Annotated in this window: 17 protein-coding genes; 9 read left to right on the top strand and 8 right to left on the bottom strand. The window is 60.2% G+C overall.

Features of this window, described 5'->3' with window-relative positions; all coding sequences use genetic code 11:
• Window positions 1-29: 29 nt before the first annotated feature.
• Window positions 30-899 (bottom strand): phosphorothioated DNA-binding restriction endonuclease, encoded by an 870-nt coding sequence (locus RY075_RS03345; RefSeq protein WP_063855377.1) that lies wholly within the window; start codon window positions 897-899, stop codon window positions 30-32.
• A 300-nt stretch (window positions 900-1,199) separates the two neighbouring features.
• Between RY075_RS03345 and RY075_RS03350 the strand changes: the two genes are divergently transcribed.
• Window positions 1,200-1,667 (top strand): SymE family type I addiction module toxin, encoded by a 468-nt coding sequence (locus tag RY075_RS03350; RefSeq protein ID WP_073970427.1) that lies wholly within the window; start codon window positions 1,200-1,202, stop codon window positions 1,665-1,667.
• A gap of 58 nt (window positions 1,668-1,725) precedes the next feature.
• Here RY075_RS03350 and RY075_RS03355 read toward each other — a convergent pair whose 3' ends face one another.
• Together RY075_RS03355 and trpS are read right to left on the bottom strand one after the other, a co-directional pair.
• Window positions 1,726-2,097 carry a hypothetical protein gene (locus RY075_RS03355; RefSeq protein ID WP_061855991.1) on the bottom strand — a complete coding sequence of 124 codons (372 nt, stop codon included), beginning with the start codon at window positions 2,095-2,097 and terminating at the stop codon, window positions 1,726-1,728.
• A 573-nt stretch (window positions 2,098-2,670) separates the two neighbouring features.
• Window positions 2,671-3,675 carry a tryptophan--tRNA ligase gene (trpS, locus tag RY075_RS03360; RefSeq protein ID WP_109948615.1) on the bottom strand — a complete coding sequence of 335 codons (1,005 nt, stop codon included), beginning with the start codon at window positions 3,673-3,675 and terminating at the stop codon, window positions 2,671-2,673.
• A 199-nt stretch (window positions 3,676-3,874) separates the two neighbouring features.
• Between trpS and fosA the strand changes: the two genes are divergently transcribed.
• The gene (fosA, locus tag RY075_RS03365; RefSeq protein ID WP_109948614.1) at window positions 3,875-4,300 is read left to right on the top strand and encodes a FosA/FosA2 family fosfomycin resistance glutathione transferase; all 426 of its coding nucleotides are present in this window, start codon (window positions 3,875-3,877) and stop codon (window positions 4,298-4,300) included.
• On the opposite strand, the gene RY075_RS03370 is transcribed toward fosA, so the two are convergent.
• Window positions 4,286-5,293, bottom strand: coding sequence for a LacI family DNA-binding transcriptional regulator (locus tag RY075_RS03370; RefSeq protein WP_063864425.1), 1,008 nt, complete (start codon window positions 5,291-5,293; stop codon window positions 4,286-4,288). The genes fosA and RY075_RS03370 overlap by 15 nt on opposite strands.
• Window positions 5,294-5,478: 185 nt before the next feature.
• Here RY075_RS03370 and RY075_RS03375 point away from each other — a divergent pair, with 185 nt between their 5' ends.
• Together RY075_RS03375 and RY075_RS03380 are read left to right on the top strand one after the other, a co-directional pair.
• The gene (locus RY075_RS03375) at window positions 5,479-6,567 is read left to right on the top strand and encodes a cellulase family glycosylhydrolase (protein ID WP_211988814.1); all 1,089 of its coding nucleotides are present in this window, start codon (window positions 5,479-5,481) and stop codon (window positions 6,565-6,567) included.
• Window positions 6,568-6,617: 50 nt separating this feature from the next.
• Window positions 6,618-8,012: an MFS transporter gene (locus RY075_RS03380; RefSeq protein ID WP_302378188.1), complete on the top strand. Its 1,395-nt coding sequence runs from the start codon at window positions 6,618-6,620 to the stop codon at window positions 8,010-8,012.
• Between the two features lie 39 nt (window positions 8,013-8,051).
• Here the strand turns inward: RY075_RS03380 and RY075_RS03385 are convergent, their stop codons facing one another.
• From RY075_RS03385 to RY075_RS03400, 4 genes are read right to left on the bottom strand one after another with little or no spacing between them, the layout of a single operon-like run.
• Window positions 8,052-8,873: an alpha/beta hydrolase gene (locus RY075_RS03385; RefSeq protein ID WP_058658777.1), complete on the bottom strand. Its 822-nt coding sequence runs from the start codon at window positions 8,871-8,873 to the stop codon at window positions 8,052-8,054.
• 30 nt (window positions 8,874-8,903) lie between these two features.
• Window positions 8,904-10,523 (bottom strand): MFS transporter, encoded by a 1,620-nt coding sequence (locus RY075_RS03390; protein WP_058658776.1) that lies wholly within the window; start codon window positions 10,521-10,523, stop codon window positions 8,904-8,906.
• Window positions 10,520-10,927 (bottom strand): DoxX family protein, encoded by a 408-nt coding sequence (locus RY075_RS03395; protein WP_003863050.1) that lies wholly within the window; start codon window positions 10,925-10,927, stop codon window positions 10,520-10,522. Before RY075_RS03395 ends, RY075_RS03390 begins: the two co-directional genes overlap by 4 nt.
• The gene (locus tag RY075_RS03400) at window positions 10,927-12,798 is read right to left on the bottom strand and encodes an amidohydrolase (protein WP_003863052.1); all 1,872 of its coding nucleotides are present in this window, start codon (window positions 12,796-12,798) and stop codon (window positions 10,927-10,929) included. The genes RY075_RS03395 and RY075_RS03400 overlap by 1 nt, the downstream gene beginning before the upstream one ends.
• 220 nt (window positions 12,799-13,018) lie before the next feature.
• On the opposite strand from RY075_RS03400, the gene RY075_RS03405 reads away from it, so the two are divergent.
• The 5 genes from RY075_RS03405 to RY075_RS03425 all read left to right on the top strand — a co-directional run bounded on the left by RY075_RS03405 (window position 13,019) and on the right by RY075_RS03425 (window position 20,244).
• The gene (locus tag RY075_RS03405) at window positions 13,019-13,705 is read left to right on the top strand and encodes a hydrolase (RefSeq protein ID WP_003863053.1); all 687 of its coding nucleotides are present in this window, start codon (window positions 13,019-13,021) and stop codon (window positions 13,703-13,705) included.
• 61 nt (window positions 13,706-13,766) lie between these two features.
• Entirely contained in the window at window positions 13,767-13,988 is a 222-nt protein-coding gene (locus RY075_RS03410; protein ID WP_003863054.1) for a DUF1427 family protein, read from the top strand.
• Window positions 13,985-14,245, top strand: coding sequence for a XapX domain-containing protein (locus RY075_RS03415; protein WP_023324098.1), 261 nt, complete (start codon window positions 13,985-13,987; stop codon window positions 14,243-14,245). The genes RY075_RS03410 and RY075_RS03415 overlap by 4 nt, the downstream gene beginning before the upstream one ends.
• Window positions 14,246-14,268: 23 nt before the next feature.
• Window positions 14,269-14,649, top strand: a complete 381-nt coding sequence (locus RY075_RS03420) for a response regulator (RefSeq protein WP_325773854.1) — start codon at window positions 14,269-14,271, stop codon at window positions 14,647-14,649.
• A 9-nt stretch (window positions 14,650-14,658) separates the two neighbouring features.
• On the top strand, window positions 14,659-20,244 hold the full coding sequence (locus RY075_RS03425) for an AAA family ATPase (protein WP_338628170.1): 5,586 nt from the start codon (window positions 14,659-14,661) through the stop codon (window positions 20,242-20,244).
• The last annotated feature ends 2 nt before the right edge of the window (window positions 20,245-20,246 follow it).

A 20,246-nucleotide genomic window follows, 5' to 3' on the forward strand; every position in this document is an offset into this window, starting at 1 on the left:
TGGATTAAATCGCGGTGCGGCCTTCGCACTCATCCTCTAAACACCTCCCTCCAATGCCACTCCACAAACCCCTCCCTTGGATAATTCCCTTTGACCATCGGCAAAGCAATCTGCTTCCCTGCAAAATCCCAGAACAGCCGCCCAACAATCCCGCCCCCATTCACCGCCTCAGACACCAGTACCCGCATACTCTCATCTAGTCCAATCGATCCCTTATCAAACGCCTTATGATGAATCGCACATAGCGCCAGTCCGTTCGGGATCTCGCATGGCCCGCCAAACTGCTTCCATTTTATATGCGCGGCTTCAAGTCCTACAGAGGCGTTATCATGTCGCATGTTAAACCCGCAGATTGCGCACTCATAGTTATAAGCCCGCAACACTTGCTTGCGGAAAAGCGGATCGCGAACCTTACGGATCTGCTGAATATTAAAGCCCATCTCATCCGCGATCTCTTCCTGAATGCTTTCAGGAAAGTGCGCTTCAAGGATCTGCTGCGCCAGCGAGCCGATCAGGTTTTTGTTCTTACTCAGCAATGCAAAGTGTTCTTCATCAAACCCACCTGCGACATTATGTTCCACAAGTTCTTTAACAGGCGGTTGCTTATTGCCAGTAGTTGAACAGAACTCAGTATTCTTCAGATCCCAAAATCCATCCCCTCTGAGCCGCCAGAAGGGCATATTCGGATAATGCGCCTTCCTCTGTGGGCCAAAGCGTTCTAATAGGCTAAGCAACTGCTCGTGGACCTCGGTTCCGTAATCAAACAGTCGCGCATGCCCCTGCTGATAGTTCGCCAGCACGTACAGAAGCAATAAAGGCTTATGCGGCGCGCGTTGTTCGCCTTTGCGCCAGATGGTGATGTCGGCAATTGCCTGTTCGAGAGTTTTGCTGGAAGCCATCGCGTTACGGAAGAAGGTAAATAATTGCGATGATGCTCGCAAAACTCAGACCAATCAACCCGCAACTAACAAAAACATGACCTTACCGCACACTACGCGATTTCCTGAATCCCCCTCGCAAATTCCAAATTTCCCCCACCCAAAACCGCTGTATTTATATTCAGCCCTGTATAATGGTCACCAGAAATTACGCCGAACGGCAAAGGAAGTATCAAAGAATATATAAAGAAGAATTCGCGATATGAAGGTGCTGCAACACCCCCATACCGCTAACCACCAGCAACTGAAAAGGAGTTGAAAATGGCTGCGACGAATTTTAAGCCAGAGTTTACTGTTTGCAAAACAGAATCAGACGCTTTCACCGGCGTGATTGAAAACCGCGAGCTGGTACGCAAAAACAGCGCCCGCCGTTTACACGGCAACCAGCTCAACGCGGCCCCCGTCCATCCCCGCGCGGAGACGCCGCAGGACAGTGCCGCCTGCTGCGAACTTTATTCCCGCATAGATATTAAATACCTTCTTCTGGGCGGCGAGTGGTTAACCCGTGCGGGCTTTATCGACGGCATGCCGGTAAAAATCCGCGCAATGAAAGACTGCATTGTGATTACGCCACAACATACAAGAGAATTATGGGGATGCCTGGAAGGTATGAGTGTGGTGAATATCAATAAACAGAAAGTCGCGCAGTGGTTGAAGACGTTTCCGGGAGCGCTGAATGATACGGGTGATATGCCGGTGATTAAGCGTGGGAGTGGGAAGGCTGTTTAAACTTCAAGCCAGTCTGCACGGGCATGTGAGGACATGCCCGCACTACGCTAAAAATAACTCAAACATCATGTCTTTGTTCTCTGACAGCCTTAACAAGTACAGCATGGAGTTCGCCAACGGTTAAATCGCGTATCACAGGTTCAGGTATGCCACGTATCCTGCGAATCAAGCGGCAGATACCAAAGTAATCTATGCCCTCGGTGCTAAAAAGAAACTCGTTTTCAGCGAGGGAAAAAGTTTTCTCATAGCCATCTTCTTCAGTGACAAGCGTAACGCCAAACGCTGCCTCGCAGTCATCAATCAGGGCATCGCCATCCATGCCGCATATATCAAGGTCGGCTTCGATTAGGGTGTTCTCATCAGTGTGCTTGCGATGATGTCCCGAGGACTGACGTACAACCTCAATGACCTGCGAAAGAGTGGGGTACATTATGTTGGATTCCGTGGGTGAAGAAATGACGTAGACATTGATTAATAGACCGAGTTAACGCCTGTGGCTTATTATTGAAGGTACAAAGAAAATCAAAACAATCCACGCAAACATCCCAATGATTTTTAGCGGCCAGGGTTCGAATACATCAAAGCACACCATTGCGCCTATAACTAATAGCGGCCCTCCCAATAATTCCAGTATTCCTTCTAAGATAGATAACTTATGAGGCAATACACGATTCAGTAAAACGGCCATGAAATGTGCGCATCCTAAAGTGATGATTATAGCTATAGTGCATTCTTTCCAGTTATCAGTGACGCCCACGCATATGAGGCATAGCACAATCACAAATACACAAAGTAACGTATTCAGCATGGAAATAATAAACTTACTCATAGCAGTTGCCGTGGCGTTTAAAATATTAAGAGTCTATGAATATAGCGCTCTTAACAGAATGACAAACGACATTGACTAATAATGCATTTAAGAATTTTTGCTCCTCGCTTATTTCCGCAATAATCAAGTTAGCGGCTTCATGCCAATCCCCCGCACTCCACCGCTAAATCGACTTTAACTAAACACCGGCACCCCCAGCCCAACCTTCACCTCCCTCAACGTCCCTTGCGTCACCCCTTGCGCCCGTTCCGTCCCGCGCTTCAGCATCGCCATCAATTCCCCCTTATCCCGCAAATACATCGCCCTCCGCTCCCGCATCGGCGCAATCAGCTCCTGCAAACACGCCTCCAGTTCGTTCTTACACGCCCGGTCGCCCAGCCCACCCGCCTGATAGTGCGCCTTCATCGCCGCCACCTTGTCCTTATCGGGATGAAACGCGTCGAGATACGTAAACACCACGTTCCCCTCAATCTGCCCCGGGTCGCTCACCTTCAGGTGGTTCGGGTCGGTGTACATGGCGCTCACCGCACGGTGAATGGTCTCTTCGCTGGCCGAAAGGTGCAGCGTGTTGCCCAGCGATTTCGACATCTTGGCGCTGCCGTCGATGCCGGGCAGGCGGCTGGTGTCGCTCAGCATCGCCTTGCAGTGGCGCAGCACCGGGGCGGGCAGCAGGCTGTTCATCTTGTGCACAATCTCGTTGGTCTGCTCAATCATCGGCAGCTGGTCGTCGCCGACGGGCACACACTCGGCCTTAAACGCGGTGATATCCGCCGCCTGGCTGATGGGGTAGGCCATAAACCCGACCGGCAGCGAGCGGGCGAAGCCTTTCTGCACAATCTCGTTTTTCACCGTCGGGTTACGCTCCACGCGGGCGACGGTGACGATGTTCATATACAGCATCGTCAGCTCGGCGAGGGCGGGCAGGGCGGACTGCAGGCAGATCGTGGTCAGGCTCGGGTCGATGCCGGCGGCGAGGTAGTCGGCCAGCACTTCGGGGATGTTATCGCGGATCTTCTGCGGGTTGCTGCCGTTGTCGGTCAGCCCCTGCAGGTCGGCAATTAGCACAAACTGGTTGTGCGTGTGCTGGAGCGCCACGCGCTGGCGCAGCGATCCGACGAAGTGGCCGAGGTGCAGCGGGCCGGTTGGGCGGTCGCCGGTGAGGATGGTTTGCGTGTTCATAAAGACTCCTTAATGTGCAGTTGCCGAAAGGGGTCTGAGATGTGAGAAAGCCGCCTTTCGGCGGCTATCTGAAAATGGGGAAAACTACTCCGTGCCGCCTTTAAGAAGGCAGCCACCAGCGGTTTACGGTGAGCACGGCGTGGTTTATGTTCATCTCTTTACCGTACCACGTCCGGCGCGAAAAACAAAAGGGCTCGTCATGCTGCAATCTCTCAACCACCTGACCCTCGCGGTCAGCGACCTGCAAAAAAGCGTCACCTTCTGGCACGAGCTGCTGGGGCTGCCCCTGCACGCCCGCTGGAATACCGGGGCCTATCTCACCTGCGGCGAACTGTGGGTCTGCCTGTCGTACGACGAGGCGCGCCGGTACGTGCCGCCGCAGGAGAGCGACTACACCCACTACGCATTTACCGTGGCGGAAGAAGATTTTGAACCGTTCTCGCACAGGCTGGAGCAGGCGGGCGTCACCGTCTGGAAGCAGAACAAAAGCGAGGGGGCGTCGTTCTATTTTCTCGACCCGGACGGGCACAAGCTGGAGCTGCACGTGGGCAGCCTCGCCGCGCGGCTGGCGGCGTGTCGCGAGAAGCCCTACGCGGGCATGGTGTTTACCTCAGACGAGGCTTGAGGCCCGCACCTTTAGCCTGCCCGCCAGCGTCACGTGCGTGGCGGCATCTTCCTGATTGCACAGGTACTCCACCGCCAGCCGTCCCAGCTCGCTGTAGGGCAGCTGGATACTGGTCAGCGGCGGGGTGAGCTGCTCGGAGATCTTCTGGTCGTCGTAGCCCGCCAGCAGCATGTCCTGCGGGATGCGCACGCCGTTCACCGCCAGCGCCTGGTAGCAGCCAATCGCCAGCCAGTCGCTGGCGCAGAAGATGGCGTCCGGGCGCTCGGCCAGTTCCAGCAGCGAAGCTGTCGCGGTGAAGGACTCGCTGAACTGCCAGTTGGTCTGGCGCACCAGGCCGTCGTCACACGCGAGTCCGGCCTGCTGTAGCGCCGCCCGGTAGCCCGCCAGACGCTGGCGCGAGGCCTCCATCCAGCTCTCGCCGGTGATGTGGGCGATGCGCGTGGCCCCGCAGGCAATGAGGTGTTTAGTCACCTGGAAAGCGTTGGCGTAGTCGTCCGGGATAAACGACGGCAGCAGCGGCGAGCCAGGGTCGCGCTGGTTGAGCAGCACCAGCGGGATGCGGGTGCAGTCATGAAACGCCGTCATGTCCACCAGCGTGGTGACCGGTGAGGCGAGGACAATCCCGATGCAGTTGCGCTTCTCCAGCTGGCGGATGATGTTCAGCGCCAGCTCGATGTCGTCGCCGTAGTCGTAGACGGTGAGCAGGGTCTCGTTGCGCCACGCTGCCTCCCGCGCCTGGCTGATGGCGTCGATAAACGGGTCGAAGCTCTGCATGGAGCTCACCAGCAGGGCGATCTCTTCCTGGTTGCGCGGGGCGTGAACGGCGGGGAGGCGGTCGTAGCCGAGCTCGGTAGCGACGTTGATCACCCGCTGGCGGGTGTCGTCGCTGAGCTTGATGTTGCGGGACTGGTTAAGCACCAGCGATACCGTCGCCTGCGACACCCCTGCCGCTCGCGCAATATCGTTCATCGTCACTTTCGTTTTTCGCTTCATCCGTCCTCTCCCTTTCGCGAATTCGCATCATACCCTAACCGCACGCTTTAGCGCCGTCGATCACGTTTCTCATTCATCGAAGCGTGAACTTTGTGAGGGGCATCGCTTTTCTAAACACCGTGATTTGCGCATTTATCCTGCAACTAATATTTATTAGCTAAACATTATCAGTGAGAGGGCGCGTAATGAAAGAGCAGTGGAGCAGGGAGCAGGCACAGGCGTGGTATCAGCAAAAAGGCTGGCTGTGCGGGTTTAACTATCTGCCGTCGACGGCGGTGAACTGGACCGATATCTGGCAGGCAGAGACCTTCGATGCCGAAACCATCGAGCGCGAGCTGGGCTGGGCGGCGGAGGCGGGCTATAACACCCTGCGCATCAACCTGCCGTTTATCGTCTGGGAGCATGACCGCGACGGGCTGATGGCGCGCATCGACCGGTTTTTGACGATTGCCGACGGTCACGGCTTCAGCACCATGCTGACCCTGATGGACGACTGCGGCTTCTCCGGCGACGAACCGTACCTCGGCCCGCAAAAGCCGCCCGTGCCGGGCAAGCACAACAGTCAGGCGGCGGCGAGCCCGGGGCGCGACAAGGTTTGCGATCCGGACTGCTGGGCAGACATTGAGCGCTATATCCGCGACGTTGTGCGCCAGTTCCGCGACGATAAGCGCGTGCTGTTGTGGGATCTCTACAACGAGCCGGGCAACCGCGGCATTTTCGCGACGGGCACGCAGGAGGTGCAGTACGACGCGAAGCTGGAGACCTGCGCGCACGAGTTGATGAAGCTCGCATTCCAGTGGGTGCGCGAAGAAGACCCAACCCAGCCGATCACCGTCTGCGCGTGGCGCCTGCCGCCGGAAGAGGAGGGCGAGACGTTCTTCCAGCATCCGCTGGACCAGACCGCGCTGGCGCTCTCGGACGTGGTGAGCTTCCACGCCTACACCCACACGGGGCGCATGACGGCGATTATTCAGCAGCTGCAACAGCTTGGCCGTCCGCTGTTCTGCACCGAATGGCTGGCGCGCCACGTGGGCAGCACCATCGAAGAGCAGCTCCCGCTGATGTACGCGGCGAAGGTCGCGCCGTACCAGTGGGGGCTGGTGCGCGGCAAAACCCAGACCTGGCTGCCGTGGCCGGTGGTGATGAAGGAGTCCACGGACTACTGCCGCCTCTGGTTCCACGACGTGTTTGAGGAGAACGGCATTCCGTTCTCACGCCGTGAAATCGCATTAATGCAGCAGCTGCGCAAGATCGCCCCGCAGGCGCAGGACTAATAATATCGACCCGGCGGCCGACCGCCGGGCAACCAGGCAGGCATATAACAATGGCAATGACAATGAAAATACCGTCTCGCGAGCTGTGGTCTTATTTTGGCTATGGTTTAGGTCAGTGTTTTAGCTTTGGTTTAGTGGGTTCGTTTATTAACTATTTTTACACCGACGTGCTGGGGATCTCGGCGCTGGCGGCCAGTACCATCTTCCTGATTGCCCGCGCGTGGGACGCGGTTCACGATCCGCTGTTTGCCAGCATTATGGACACCATTAACAGCCGGTTCGGCAAGTTTCGCCACTTTTTGCTGATCGCCCCGCTGCTGATCACCGGCGTCACGCTGCTGTCGTTCTATAAAATCGAAGCGGACATGACCACCAAAATCCTCTACGCCGGGGTGACGTATATCCTGTGGGGGACGCTGTACGCCATCTCCGATATCCCGTTCTGGTCGATGTCGTCGGTGATGACCAACGACTCCGGCCAGCGCACCCGCGCGGTGACGGCGGCGATGCTCGGGGTGAACGCCGGGATCGCTTGCGCCAACATCTTCTTCCCGAAGCTGGCGGCGTTCTTCGCCCAGTACAGCAGCGATAAAGGCTACTTTATGGCGGCGCTGGTGATGATGCTGGTGGGCCTGCCGCTGATGCTCAACGGCTTTATGCAGATCAAAGAGCGCGTGCCGCCGAGCCCGGAAAAGGTGACCATCCGCGACACCTTCCACAACCTGCGCCAGAACAAACCGTTGTTTATCGTCCTGCTGTCGTTCTTTTTCTGTGTGTTCCATAACGTGGCGGGCGGTCTTTATATCTACTTCTTTATCAACAATATGGGCGACGGCAGCCTGCAAATGGCGATTGGCGTGATGGGCATTGTCGCGGCGGTGCTGTGCCTGGTCGCCCCGATGCTGACGCGCCGGATGCAGAAGCGGAAGCTGTTTATGATCCTCTGCGGGCTGGACGTGGCGGTGCGCGTGGTGATGTGGTTTGTCGGTTATCAGCAGGTGACGATGCTGTTCATTCTGCTTGGCCTGAGCACGCTGTTCGTGATGATGACCAACATCCTCACCTCGTCGATGATTGCCGACACCATCGAGTACGCGGAGTACCACACTAACAAGCGCTGCGCGGCGATCACTTTCTCCGGGCAGACCTTTACCGGCAAGATGTCGGTGGCGGTGGGCGGCGGGTTAATCGGCGTGTTTCTGACGATGATCGACTATGTGCCGCAGGCGCAGGCCCAGAGCGATAGCGTGCTGTCGGGGCTGTTCTTCGGGATTTGTTTGTTACCGGCGATAGGCTCGCTGATTCGAATGGGGTTTATGTCGCGCTTCACCTTTACCGAGGAGAAGCATGCGGAGGTTTGTCGGCTGCTGGCGGAGCGGAATGCGTCTGCGAAAGCGCCGGGTGGCGGCTGCGCCTTACCCGGCCTACAGGACCAGCCCTTGTAGGCCTGATAAGCGAAGCGCCATCAGGCTTCGCGTAATGACTTACAGCGACTTCACAAACGCCAGCAGATCTTCGTTGAGCTGATCCTGGTGGGTCAGCGCGAAGCCGTGCGGCGCGTTGTCGTACACCTTCAGCGTGGCGTTTTTGATCATCTCTGCCGCCAGCTTGCCGGTCGTTTCAAACGGCACGATCTGGTCGTTGCTGCCGTGGATCACCAGCGTCGGCACGTCGATTTTCGCCATATCCGGGCGGAAGTCGGTTTCGGCGAAGGCGGTCACGCAGTCGATGGTGCCCTTCAGGGACGCCAGCAGGGCGATGTTCAGCGTCTGGGTCAGGGCACCCGCGGAAACGGTCTGCCCGGCGTTGATGCCGTAGAACGGGGTGGCGAAGTCGCTGATGAACTGGGCGCGATCTTTACGCAGTCCGTCGCGAATGCCGTCGAACACGCTCTGATCCACACCCTGCGGGAAGGAGTCGGATTTGCCGAAGATTGGCGTGACCGCGCCCAGCAGGGCAAGACCGGCCACGCGTTCGCTGCCGTAGTTGTTGATGTAGCGCGTCACGTCGCCGCCGCCCATGGAGAAGCCCACCAGCGTCACGTCGCGCAGATCCAGCGTGGTGATCAGGTCGTTAATGTCGGACGCAAAGGTGTCGTAGTCGTAGCCGTTCCACGGCTGATCCGAGCGGCCAAAGCCGCGACGGTCAAAGGCGATGGCGCGAAAGCCGCGCTCGGCCAGATAGTTCAGCTGGCTGTCCCACATGTCGCCGTCCAGCGGCCAGCCGTGGCTGAAGAGAACCGGTTTGCCCGCGCCGCCGTCCTTGTAGTAAATCTGCGTGCCGTCTTTTGCCTTAAACGTTGCCATAGTGTGTTCCTGTACAGGTGATGGTTAGGGTTATACCGGCGCGACCAGATAACGAATTGCCGGTGATGTTGTGCCCTGATGAAAAGCCAGAACGCGGCTCTGCAGCAGGAGGTCATTCATGGTGTGGCGCTCCTGCTGGCGCAGATGCTCAATCCAGGAGCCCATCAGGAAGGTCTCGATAAACAGGCCGGGGCGCTCAATATCTTCGTATACCGCCCAGCTCATCGCCCCGGCGCGGCGTCGCACCCGGCGCAGCTCGTGGACCGCCTCCAGGAAGGCTTTTGCGTTGTGCGGGTCGATGATGTACTCGTGCGAGACCAGCACCGGGCCGCGCTCGTTCGGCAGGTCGATCTCCACGCCGTCCAGCGGCTGGCCGCTCAGGTCGAGGTTTAAATCAGGATCTTTCTCCAGCTTCCAGCGGAACACGGTGGCGCTTGCCAGCACCATCCCCAGCGTGGCGACCACCAGCGAGGTCGGGGTGCCGAACTGAGAGGCAATCTGCCCCCAGATGGCGCTGCCTGCGGTCATCGAGCCGAAGAACACCGTCAGGTACACCGCCAGTGCGCGGGCCTTAACCCAGCGGGCGGCGCTGCGCTGCGCGCCGAGGTTCAGCGTCGAGAGCACCGCAATCCACGCGAAGCCGGTGAAGAACTCAAACAGGTTGAGCAGCCAGACGTGGCGCACGAACGCCAGCGCCAGCATGGTGAGGGCAAAGGTCAGGCTCGCGGCCACCATCAGGCGGTCGGCGTTCAGCCGCTGGCGCAGGCGCGGCAGCAGGATGGCCCCGGCAATGGCGCCAAGGCCGATACACGCCAGCATCACGCCGTAGCCCGCCGGGCCCAGGCCCAGCTCGCGGCGCGCCACCAGCGGCAGCAGTGCCCAGCCCGCGCTGCCGAAAACGAAGAACGCCACGGTGCGCACCAGCACGTTGCGCAGCACCGGGGCGGCGTGCACGTAGCGAATGCCGGAGCGCACCGCGGAGAAGAAGTGCTCTGGTGGCAAACGCTGCACGGACGGCGCCGGACGCCAGCGCCACAGCACCCACGCCACGCCGACCACGGAGAGCGCGTTCAGGGCAAACACCATCCACGGTCCGGCAAGCGACAGCAGAAAACCGCCCAGCGCGGGGCCAATCGCCCGGCTGATATTGACCCCGAGCGAGTTAAGCGCCACGGCGGCACCCAGCTCAGGCTTGCTCACCAGATCGGGCACAATCGCCTGGAACGGCGGCGAGCTCATCGCCGCGCCCACGCTCAGCAGGAACGTCGCCAACAGCAGAACGGTAGGGGTGACGTGTCCGGTGAAGGAGAGCACCGTCAGCCCGGCGGCGGCGATGAACACCCACAGCTGGGAGAAGAGCAGGTATTTACGTCGGTCAACGATGTCCGCCATCACCCCGGACGGCAGGGCGAAGAGGAACATCGGCAGGCTGCTCGCCGCCTGCACCAGCGCGATATCCAGCGGATCGGCGCTGAGCGTCAGCATGCTCCAGTTGATGCCGACGTCGCTCATCCATGAGCCGACGTTAGAGACCACCGTGGCGATCCACAGCATGCGGAACACCGGCTGGCTCAGCGGCTGCCAGGGTGAAACCGCCGGGGCGGGCGTCGTCTCGACGTGTGCGTCGCGAACGTCGTTTACCTGGGTCATGCGAACCTCTCCGTTGTTTTACGCTGCACTCGCCACTGGCCCGGCCCGGTGAGGGCAAGGGTGGTGAAGATAATCAGCAGCAGCCAGCCAAACTGCCCCTCGGCAATCGACCAGTTCGGATGAACCGCCAGCATCGCCACCAGCAGCACGGCGATAATCGGCAGGCACGCCATGCGGGTGTAAACCCCCGCAATGATAAACAGCGGGCAGATCACCTCGGCGACGATCGCCGGGATCAGACTGGCATACGGCCCGAAACCAAACGGATCTTCGATGCGCGTCAGCTCTTCGCTGAAGTGCAGCACCTTCGGCAGGCCGTGCACGTAAAGCAGCAGCAGGCTGCCGGTCAGGCGCAGAAAGAACAGCCCCGGATCGATCCGGGGCGAAGCGTCATTTTGTTTCATCAGAATGCAAAGCAGCTGCAACCCAGCGCCCCCCAGAAAGCGTTATCGTCGGATACCGGCATCGCTGACGTGCGGGCAAAGTCATGCTGGTGGCTGTGAACCCCGCACGGGCCGCTACAGTGGTGAACCACACTCATACCCACGCGTGCGGCCTGCGGCGGCGCGCTGCGGTAGTGGCCCGGCACCTTCACCACCGGGGACCACTCGGGCAGGACCGGGATGGCCGGCGGCGCGAGCGGGCCAAAGCTGCCAGCGGCATAGACGATATCGCCGTTCACCACGGTGATGACGGACTCGATGCCCTTGATCTCCTCCTCCGGCACGCGGAAGTAATCTTTGCTGAGCACCGCCAGATCCGCGAGCTGGCCGACCTTGATCTGCCCCTTTTGATTCTGCTCGCTGGAGAACCACGCGCTGCCCTGGGTCCAGAGCATCAGGGCGGTATCGCGATCCAGGCGGGCGCTGTGGTCGTACATCTGCATCCCGCCGACGGTGCGGCCGGAGACCAGCCAGTAGAGCGCGGTCCACGGATTGTAACTCGCCACGCGGGTGGCATCGGTGCCTAATCCCACTGGCACGCCGGTCTCGAGCATTTTCGCCACCGGCGGCGTGTGGCGGGTGGCTTCGATGCCGTAGCGCTCGGCAAAGTACTCGCCCTGGAAGGCCATGCGGTGCTGGACGGCAATGCCGCCGCCGAGTGCTTTGATGCGGTCAATGTTGGCCTGCGACACGGTTTCGGCGTGGTCGAAGAACCAGTGCAGCCCGTTGAACGGAATGTCACGGTTCACCTTCTCGAACACGTCCAGCATGCGGCTGATGGATTCGTTGTAAGTGGCGTGCAGGCGGAACGGCCAGCGGTGCTCCACCAGATGGCGCACTACGCGCTCCAGCTCGTCCTCCATGCCCGGCGCAAGGTCCGGGCGCGGCTCGAGGAAGTCTTCAAAATCGGCGGCGGAGAAGACCAGCATCTCGCCCGCGCCGTTGTGGCGGAAGAAATCGCTGCCCTGGCCCGGCGTAAGCATATCGGTCCATTTTTCAAAGTCTTCCAGCTCGTGGCCCGGACGCTGGGTAAACAGGTTGTAGGCGATGCGGATGGTCATCTGCTTTTTCTCGTGCAGCTCGGCAATCACCTCGTAATCTTCCGGGTAGTTCTGGAAGCCGCCGCCCGCGTCGATGGCGCTGGTCAGCCCCAGGCGGTTCAGCTCGCGCATGAACTGGCGCGTGGAGTTGACCTGCTGCTCCAGCGGCAGCTTCGGCCCTTTCGCCAGCGTGGCGTAGAGGATCATGGCGTTCGGACGGGCAATCAGCATCCCGGTCGGGTTGCCGTTGGCGTCGCGCTGGATCTCCCCGCCCGGCGGGTTTGGCGTGTCTTTGGTGTAGCCGACCACCTTCAGCGCGGCGCGGTTGAGCAGGGCGCGGTCGTACAGGTGCAGGATGAAGACCGGGGTGTCCGGCGCGGCGTCGTTAATTTCGTCCAGGGTTGGCATGCGGCGCTCGGCAAACTGGAACTCGCTCCAGCCGCCCACCACGCGCACCCACTGGGGCGACGGCGTGCGCAGCGCCTGCTCTTTCAGCATCCGCAGGGCGTCGGCGAGCGACGGCACGCCTTCCCAGCGCAGCTCAAGGTTGTAGTTCAGCCCGCCGCGGATCAGGTGCAGGTGCGAGTCGTTCAGGCCGGGGATGGCGGTATGGCCTTTCAGATCGATCACTTTGGTGCCGTCGCCGTGGTGCTGCATCACCTCGGCGACGGTACCCACTTCCAGAAATTTTCCGTCGCGCACGGCAACGGCTTCTGCGAGAGGATTCTCGCGATCGACGGTGTGAAACTGGCCGTTAACCAGAATGAGATCGGCTTTACCGAGGGTAACCATAAGAGCTCCAGACTAAGAGGGGAATGGTCAGGATTATGGGAACCGGTTTCGGCAAAGATCCAGTTATACAATAGGATAGGTATACCAAAGTATAACTATACCTAAGGTTAACTATACGAAGAGATAATTACACCACAGCGCTGTGGGTCATAGGATGAACGCGATTTTATCGGCGTGCTGTTCGCGGCGATTTTAACCTTTAACCTCACTGGATAATCTTATGACCACTTCTAAGCTCGAAGTCTTAACCCCTGCCAACTGTCAGATCATTTTCATCGACCACCAGCCGCAGATGGCGTTCGGCGTGCAGTCTATTGACCGCCAGGTGCTGAAAAACAACACCGTGGCGCTGGCGAAAGCGGCTAAGGTGTTCAACATCCCAACCATCATCACCACCGTTGAGACTGAAAGCTTCTCCGGCAATACCTATCCGGAACTGCTGGACGTGTTCCCGGGCCAGGACATTCTGGAGCGTACCTCCATGAACTCCTGGGACGACCAGAAGGTGCGCGACGCGCTGAAGGCCAACGGCAAGAAGAAGGTGGTGGTTGCCGGCCTGTGGACCGAAGTGTGCAACAACAGCTTTGCCCTGTGCGCGATGCTGGAAGGCGACTACGAAATTTATATGGTGGCAGACGCCTCCGGCGGCACCTCCAAAGAAGCCCACGACTTCGCGATGCAGCGCATGATCCAGGCGGGCGTGATCCCGGTGACCTGGCAGCAGGTGATGCTGGAGTGGCAGCGTGACTGGGCGCGCAAAGAGACCTACACCGCGGTGATGGATATCGTGCGCGAGCACTCCGGCGCCTACGGCATGGGCGTGGATTACGCCTACACCATGGTGCACAAAGCGCCGTCTCGCCAGAAGAGCGAGCACCGCACCTTAGCGCCGGTTCCGGCTCGCTAATTCCCGTCGGCGGGCTGGTCCCTCATCCGGCTCGCCGCTGCCTCTTTCTCTGGAGTTCACAATGAGTACTGGGCTGATATCCCTTGCGGCAGGCGTATTGATTGGCCTGATGTATGCCGTGCTGAAGGTGCGCTCCCCCGCGCCGCCCGCGCTGGCGCTGATTGGCCTGCTGGGGATGCTGGCGGGTGAACAGGCGATGCGCCATCTTTTATCCCGCGATAATCCGGCTGCCGTGCAGGTGACGGTTCCCCACGTTCAACACCCGACCGGAGCGTCATCATGAAGGCCTGGATTATTTCGCTGGTGTGCGGGGCCGCGGCTGGGGTACTTTACGCCCTGCTCGACGTGCATTCCCCGGCGCCGCCGGTCGTCGCGCTGCTAGGCCTGTTCGGCATGCTGGTGGGTGAACAGCTGATCCCCATCGGGCGTCGTCTGGTGAGCCGCGAACCGCTGACCCTGGCCTGGTTTCGTCATGAATGCGTACCGAAAATCAGCGGTACTGCGCCCCCCGCGCCCGCGAAGGAAAGCCGCGACGCGTAACGATTTGTTTGAGGAAAGACAGCATGACGCTGCCGTGGCGCATTGCCATCATCGATGACGAACGCTCTGTTCGCAGCGGGCTCAGTAATCTGCTGCAATCGGAAGGGTATGCTACCGATACCTTCGATTCGGCAGAGGTGTTCTTGAGCCACCCTCTCGCCCTGTCAGGCGCGTCGCTGGTGATCGCCGACATCAAGCTACGCGGCATGAACGGCATCGAGCTGTTTGAGAAGCTGCGGTTGCTGGCCGCGCCGCCGCCGCCAATACTGTTTATCTCCGGCCATGCTGATGAAAATATGCAGCGGTATGCACTCAGTCTGGGCGCCGCTGCATTTTTGCGTAAGCCGATTAACATCGATATTCTGCTGGATCATATTCATCGGGAGCTGACCCGCCGACAATAAGGATCGCGGATGAACGAACATACGTCGCCTGCATTTTGGCCCGCCCGGGGAAGTCTCCATGAAGGGCGGGCTTTTGTTCTGAAAGAGGATGTCATTTTTACCGTGCTGGCGCAGGAGGGCGGCATCTCCTGGATGAACGGGCGGCATCCCCAGTCCGGCGGTTCGTTTATTATTGCCACCGCGGTCAGCGATGAAGAAGAGGAGCGGGCAACGCGGCTGCTGAAAAACGAGTTTGCCCTGCGCGACCGGCTTCATGACGGCTGGGCTATCCGGCCCGTCGCTTCAACCCAGTACCGCGGACGTTTTGCGCTGGTCTACGCGCCGTTCTGCTTTGAACTGCTGGCGTGCCGGGCAGGTAAGGCGATTTCCGGGATCGCCCGCTTTATCGAAATGGCGATCCGCATCTGCGGTCCCCTGCGCCAGATGCATCTGCACAACCTGATCCACGGCGATATCAAACCCGGGGCGTTCTTCGTTCATCACGACGCCACCTGCCGTCTTTGCAGCTTCGGTCTTTCCTGCGGCACCTCCGACGCGTTCTCCCAGTCCCGGCTTGCCACGTCTGGCGGCACGCCCGCCTACATGTCACCGGAACACACCACGCGTACCCGGCGCGCCGTCGACAGCCGGAGCGATCTCTACAGTCTGGGTATCGTGCTTTATGAACTTCTGACCGGGCGATTGCCGTTTGAACTGAGCGCTGATGACCAGACCAACTGGGCGCATTATCACATTGCCTCTGAACCGCTTGCGCCGGGTCGGGTGCGCCCGGACGTACCCGGCATGTTGTCGACCATTATCCTTAAGCTGCTGGAGAAGAATCCGGAGAATCGCTATCAGACCGTCGACGGGCTGATTGCCGACCTCAGGCGCTGCCAGGCTACGCTGACCGTTGAAGGCGAAATTGTCGACTTTATTCCCGGCCAGCAGGATCGCTCTCCGGCGATCCATCTGGCCGATTCGCTTTTCTCTGCGCATCCGCAGGCCAGCGACGTCATCGCCGCGTTTGAGCGGGTCAGCCAGAGCGGTGCGCCGGAACTGGTGACGATTGGGGGGCCTTCGGGGATCGGCAAATCTTCCGTGATCGCCACCACGCTGAAATCGCTGCAACAGCGCAAGGTGCTGCTGGCGGTGGGCAAGGTCGATCAATATTCCCCCACGCTGCCCTACGGCGTGCTGAGTTCGGCGTTTCGGACGCTCACGCTGCACCTGCTCGGGCTGCCAGCCGGGGAGGTGGCGACGTGGAGAATCCGTCTGTCGCGCGCGCTGGAAGGCTTCGAGGAGCTGGCCGTCAGCCTGGTGCCGGAGCTGAATTTACTCCTTGAGAACAAACCGCGTTTCTCCGCGGATACCTTTTCCATCGACGCGCGGGCGCGCTTCAGCCATATGGTGCTGGAGCTGGTGAAAACCTTCGCCACCCAGGGCGCGCCGCTGGTGCTGCTGCTGGATGATGTGCAGTGGATCGACGCCGCCAGCCTGCAAACGCTCGATCACCTGCTGCGCGCCTGCGGCGCCATCCCGCTGCTGGTGGTGGTGGCGCACCGCGATCTCAGTTCGCTTTCCGATCCCACCTTGCAGACCGCGCTGGCGAGCCTGCCGGAGGCGGCGCAATACGCCACGACGATTGTGCCGCAGCCGCTGTCGGTGAAGGCCGTGGCGCGCTGGCTCGGGGGAATTTTTCATGCCCGCAGTAGCGGCACCGCCGATCTTGCCACGCTGATCCATGAAAAAACCGGCGGCAACCCGCTGTTCGTGCAGGAGTTTTTCCGTCGCATCGTCGATGACGGACTGGTGGTGCACAACAAATATCAGGGGAAATGGCATTACGATCTCCAGGCCATCCGCGCCCGGCACTACACCGAAAACGTGGTGACGCTGGTTCTTGAACAGCTCAAGGAGATGCCCGTCGAGACGCGCCGCCTGCTGGGCTGCATCGCCTGCCTCGGCTGCACGGGCGAGCTGGAGATGCTGTGCCGCGTGGTGGGGCGGTCGGCGGCGGAAATCCGCTACGCGCTTCACCCGGCGGTTACTGCTCAGCTGATTGTGCTGACGGAGAAAGAGTACGCTTTTACTCACGATCGGGTGCAGGAAGCCGCCTTTGCCCTGCTGGATGAGGGCGAGAAAAGCCATCTGCACCTGACCACCGCCAGCCTGCTGGCGGATGCCGCGCGGCAGACGGCGGGCAACGAACTGCTGTTCCGCGCGGTTCACCACGTCAGCGCCGCGCTGGACTGCATCCAGCCTGCACCCCAGCGGCAGCGATTCCGGGAGCTGAGCCTTCAGGCCGCGCGGCGTGCGAAGCGTACCGGCGATTACCTTTCCGCCTTAAGCTATATCCAGACCGCCAGAGCGCTGGGGAATGCGGGCCCGGTCTCGGACTTTATGCTGGATATCGAAGAGGCGGGCTGTGAGTTTGCGCTCGGGCACCTGGAGCGTACGCGTGCGCTGTGCGATGCGATCCTCGGTTCACCGGGCGGGCTGACGGAGAAAGCGCTGGCCGCCAACCTGCTGGCGGAAGTGTATATGCGCCAGTCGGAGATCCGACTGGCGCTGGAGGCGTCGTTATGTTGGCTGGGCGTGTTCGGGATCCAGATCAGCCGCTACCCGGAAAATGCCGAATGTGACGAGGCCTGGCAGCAGTTCTGTCAACGCACCGCCGACTCGCCGCTGAACCCGTTTTCTCAGCTTAAGCTGATGGAGAACGCAGAGACCGAAGCGGTGATGAACCTGCTTTACAGCGCCAGTATTTTCGCCAGCTTTACCTGCCCGCGCCTGCACTTTTTACTCCTGTGCCGGATGATGCACCTCACGCTCGATCACGGCATCACCGGCGCCTCCACCACGGCGATGGCCTGGTTTGGCGTGCTGATTGGTCACCGCTACGCCGAATACCGTCTCGGATTTGAGTACGGCACGCTGGCTCGTGAGCTGGTGAACCGCCACGGCTATGATGCCTATGAAGCCAAAACTCTGCTGCCGCTCGACCAGCTCAGCGTCTGGACCCAGCCGCTGTCGTACACTATCGAGTGCGCAAAGGCCTGCTTTACCTCGGCGGTGACCCACGGCGACATGACGATGGCCTGTTTCGCGGCCTGTCATCAGATCATTAACTTCCTCTCCCGGGGCGATCATCTGGATGGCGTGCTGACCAGCATCGATCGCGGTCTGGCCTTTGTGCGCAAAACGGATTACCAGGACATTGAAACCGTTCTGCACATTCAGCGCCGCTACGTGGAGTTTTTACGCACGCCGGTGACGGGCCCATGGAGCGCCGCCCAGGCGCTGCCTGACGATCTGCTGCCCGCGCCGCCGGAGCAGGCGCCCGAGCAGACCTCGACCATGCTGTTCTGGTACTGGCTCTATCGCGGGATGGCGCACTTTTCCTGCGGCGAATACGCCGACGCGCAGGCGGATTTAGAGAGGGCGGGCTGGTATGCGTGGTCCGCGCCGGGTCATATTCATCTGCTGGATTACCATTTTTACAGCGCGCTGGCGCTCTCCCGTCAGCTCACGCCGGAGACCTTCTCGGCGGATTATCGCCGCAGTATTCATCACCATTACGACAAAATTGCCCTCTGGGCGCGGATCAATTCGGGCACGTTTGCCGATAAAGAAGCGCTGATTTACGCCGAAATCGTCCGTCTGGACGGCATGAACAGCATCGCGCTGGAGCAGTATGAAAAAGCGGTGCGGCTCTCGCGGGAGGGCGGCTTTAACCCGATCAATGCCCTGGCGCACGAGCTGGCAGGGCGTTTCTCGCTGGCCTGCGGCTACCCGACCGCCTCCGACGCCCATTTCCGCGGCGCGATTGCCGCCTGGGGGCGCGCCGGGGCGCAGGCCAAGGTGCGCCAGCTGGAGCAGGATTTCCCGCATCTGCTGGCCTCCGGGCAGAGCCGCGCGTATGACACGGCGGCCTTCGCCCAGAACGAGGTGATCCGCGATTTACAGAGCGTCATCAAAGCCTCACGCGCCTTGTCCGAAGAAATTAACCTCGAGCGTTTAATTGAAAACCTGATGACGCTGCTGCTTGAACGGGCCGGGGCGCAGCGTGGCCTGCTGCTGCGCGTTAGCGATAATCACATCCCGGAGATCGAGGCCAGTGCCTGGACCAGTACCGACGGGGTGCGGGTACGCATCCTGAAGGCGTCACCGATGGCGACGGACATGCCGCTGTCGGTGCTGGCCGCAGTGATCCGCACCGGGCAGGAGATCCGCACCGGCAAACCGGAGGAGTTCCACCCGTTCAGCCAGGATCCGTATCTGGTGACGTCCGGCGCCGCCGTGATGTGTGTCCCGATGTTCAAACAGGCGCGGCTGGTGGGGGTGCTGTATCTGGAAAACCGCCTGATGCCGGAAGTGTTTACCGCCGAACATTCGCGCGTGGTCAGCCTGCTGGGCGCGCAGGCGGCGGTTTCGCTGGAGACGGCGCGGCTTTACGCCGAGCTGCTGGCGGAAAACATCCAGCGCCGACGGGTGGAGAAAGAGCTGCGCGCCAGCCAGACCTCACTGATGCTGGGCGAGCAGATCAGCCATACCGGCAGCTGGCGCTGGGAGCTGGTGCAGGATCTGATGTTTATGTCTGAAGAGTACGCCCGTATCCTTGGCCTGCCGGAGCAGCAAAAGATGATCTCAATGGCGGAGTTTTTAACCTTCGTGCATGAGGACGATTATGGCCGGATCAGCACCCTCGTTAACCAGAGCGTGCGCGACGGGCTGTCGATGCGCGCGGAGTTTCGCATTATCCGCACCGACGGCTCCGTTCGCTACATCCTCGGGATTGGCGATCCGGTCGGCGTCGGCAGCGAAGTGAATGAGTATTACGGCATCATTACCGACATCACCAGCCAGCGGGCGGCGGAAGATGCGATGCGGGTGGCGCAGGCGGATCTGGCGCGAGTCTCACGGGCCACCACCGTCGGGCAACTGACCTCCTCGATCGCGCACGAGATCAACCAGCCGCTGATGTCGATTGTCTCGAACGCCGGCGCGAGCCTGCGCTGGCTCAACCGCGATCCGGCGCGGCTGGACAAAGTGCGCGAGGGGCTGGAGGAGATCGCCGCCGAGGGCGAGCGGGCAGGGGAGATCATTCGCAGCATTCAGTCTCTGACGCGCAAGCAGGACCCCACGTTTACGCGTATTGATCTGCACTTCCTGATCCACCACATCATTATGCTTTCACGCAGCGAACTTGAGCTGCGACACATAAGCGTTGATTATCTTCTGAACGCTGACGACAGCTTTATCATCGGCGACAGCGTGCAGATCCAGCAGGTGCTGCTTAACCTGGTGATGAATGCGATGGAAGCGATGGCGGAAGTGACGGATCGCCCGTGCAGCATCACGATCTCCACCGCGAACTGCGGCGAGGGGAAGGTGATCTTTGAGATCGCCGATACCGGCAGCGGCATTGAGCCGGAGCTCACCGAGCGGATCTTTGACTCGTTCTATTCGACCAAAGCGCAGGGAATGGGGATGGGGCTGACCATCAGCGCCAGCATCATTGAACGGCACCGGGGGAAACTGAGCGCGCGCCGCAGAGAGCCGTACGGCACGGTATTTACCTTCGCGTTGCCGCTTGCCGGACAGGAGGAGTAACG

Source organism: Enterobacter sp. JJBC (assembly GCF_036936505.1).
Lineage (GTDB): Bacteria > Pseudomonadota > Gammaproteobacteria > Enterobacterales > Enterobacteriaceae > Enterobacter > Enterobacter hormaechei_C.